Source organism: Mesorhizobium sp. M1E.F.Ca.ET.063.01.1.1, from assembly GCF_003998155.1.
Lineage (GTDB): Bacteria > Pseudomonadota > Alphaproteobacteria > Rhizobiales > Rhizobiaceae > Mesorhizobium.
On sequence record NZ_RZSC01000941.1, the window covers coordinates 1 to 1,989 of the forward strand.

Consider the following 1,989-nt stretch of genomic DNA (forward strand, 5'->3'; position numbering starts at 1 on the left):
GTGATTGACGCAATCCAGTCGCGCCGGGAGGAACATCATGTCCAACAAAGCCTCGCCGCTGGTGATCAGCGCGCCCGAACCGCGCACGCTCGACCTGATTTTCACGCCGCCGCAACTGGCGCTGTTTCGCAAAAAATATCGCATCGTCGAGACAACGCCCGAAGGCGTGGCTGAGTTGCCTCCGAATGTGCTGGCCGAAGCGCGCTACATCGTCGGCCAGCCGCCGATCGCGCCGGACACGTTGGAGAAATTGAAGGCGCTGCGCTGCATCTTCAATGTCGAGACCAACCTCATCAACAACATGCCCTATGAGACGCTGTTCGCCCGCGGCATCCACGTCGTCACCACCGGCCTGGTGTTTGCGGAACCGGTTGCGGAGCTCGGCCTTGCCATGGCGCTCAACCTGGCGCGCAACATCGTCGATGCCGACCTCGCCTTCCGGCAAGGCAAGGAGCTGTGGGGCGGCGACGGCAACCAGAAAGCCCGACTGCTCTCGGGCGCCGATGTGGGCATCATCGGCTTCGGCGATCTTGGCCGCGCGCTCAATCGCCTGCTTTCCGGCTTCCGCACCCGCACCAGGGTCTATGACCCATGGCTGCCGCCTTCCGTACTTGTCGAGCACGGCGTCGAACCGGCCTCGCTCGACAAGGTGCTGTCGGAAAGCGATTTCGTCTTCGTCGTCGCCTCGGTGACCAGCGAGAACCAGGGTTTCCTCGGCGCCGATGCCTTCGCGAAGATGCGCAAGGGCGCCGCCTTCATCCTCCTCAGCCGCGCCGGTGTCGTCGATTTTGCGGCCTTGATGGCGGCGGTGAAGAGCGGCCACATCGTCGCCGCCAGCGACGTCTTCCCGGAGGAGCCGTTGGCGAAGGACCATCCGGTCCGCGCCCTGCCCGGCTTCCTGCGTTCGGCCCACCGCGCCGGCGCGCTCGACGTCGCTTTCAAGCGCATGGGCGACATGGTGCTGGAGGACATGGACCTCGTCGATCGCGGCCTGCCGCCGATGCGCTCCAAGCGCGCCGAGCGCGAGACCGTTTCCCGGATGCGCTCCAAGCCGGTCGACAGAAACTGAATGACCGGCGGCCGACACATTCTCCGTATGGCTAAAGCAATTCCAGGAAAAGTGTGAGCGGTTTTCCGTCTGGAATTGCGTCAAAACAAGGGGTACAGCGGGTCGCCGTTTCCGTGAAACGGTGAACCGCTCTAGGTAGGCAATGCCGAACTGCGGCGGATGATTTCTTCTTCATCGGTTGTGCCGAAATTCGCCTCGAGCCAGGCGATCGCGCTGGCGACGTCGGCGATGGCGAAGCGTGCCGCGGTCTCGCCCTGCGGCTTCACGCGGATCGAGATCCCGCCCGCGGCATTGACGGTCTCAAAGCCGTTCTCGTCCGACGTGTCGTCGCCGAGGAATACCGGACGCCGGCCGCTGAACGGATCGAGCTGCATGAAGCGCCTGATCGCCGCCCCCTTGGCGGCTTCGAGCGGCATCAGCTCGACGCCGGCATTGCCGGCGATGACCCGGTATCCTTCCGGCAGGCGGGCAAGCGCCGCCTCGACCAGTTCCGTCGCGCGGGCCAGCAAATGCGGCGCCGCCCTTGTGTGAATAGCGAGCACCGGGCCCTTGCGCTCGATATAGACGGCCTTGCTTGCCAGCTCGAGCTCGATCTCGTCGGCCAGTGCCGCCATATCCTCCGGCTCGTCGGCGGCCTCGATTTGCCCGTCCGGCGTCAGCCTGTGTTCCAGCCCATAGAGGCCGGCGATCCGCAGCTTCAAGGGGTCGAACAGGCCGTCGACGGCCGCGATCGAGCGGCCGGTGATGAAGGCGAGCGCGCCGTCCAGCCGCTGGTCGATCGTCTCCAGCAGGAGGCGCAGCCCCTCGCCGACCGACACGCTGTCCGGATGGGCCGCGTGTTCCAGCAAGGTTCCGTCAATGTCGAGGAAAAGCGCCCATCGACCTTCGGGGAGTCGTGGCGTCAAATCTGTCTGTAAGTT

Annotated in this window: 2 protein-coding genes; one reads left to right on the plus strand and one right to left on the minus strand. The window is 65.1% G+C overall.

Going from position 1 to position 1,989, the window contains the following annotated elements; all coding sequences use genetic code 11:
* The first annotated feature begins 37 nt into the window (after positions 1-37).
* The gene (locus tag EOA29_RS34545) at positions 38-1,069 is read left to right on the plus strand and encodes a hydroxyacid dehydrogenase (RefSeq protein WP_126092942.1); all 1,032 of its coding nucleotides are present in this window, start codon (positions 38-40) and stop codon (positions 1,067-1,069) included.
* Between the two features lie 131 nt (positions 1,070-1,200).
* On the opposite strand, the gene otsB is transcribed toward EOA29_RS34545, so the two are convergent.
* Positions 1,201-1,974, minus strand: coding sequence for a trehalose-phosphatase (otsB, locus tag EOA29_RS34550; protein ID WP_127222264.1), 774 nt, complete (start codon positions 1,972-1,974; stop codon positions 1,201-1,203).
* Positions 1,975-1,989: the final 15 nt, after the last annotated feature.

Excerpts from the sequence above, each read along its gene's own strand:
- EOA29_RS34545 (WP_126092942.1), top strand. The coding sequence starts at position 38 with ATGTCCAACAAAGCCTCGCCGCTGGTGATCAGCGCGCCCGAACCGCGC.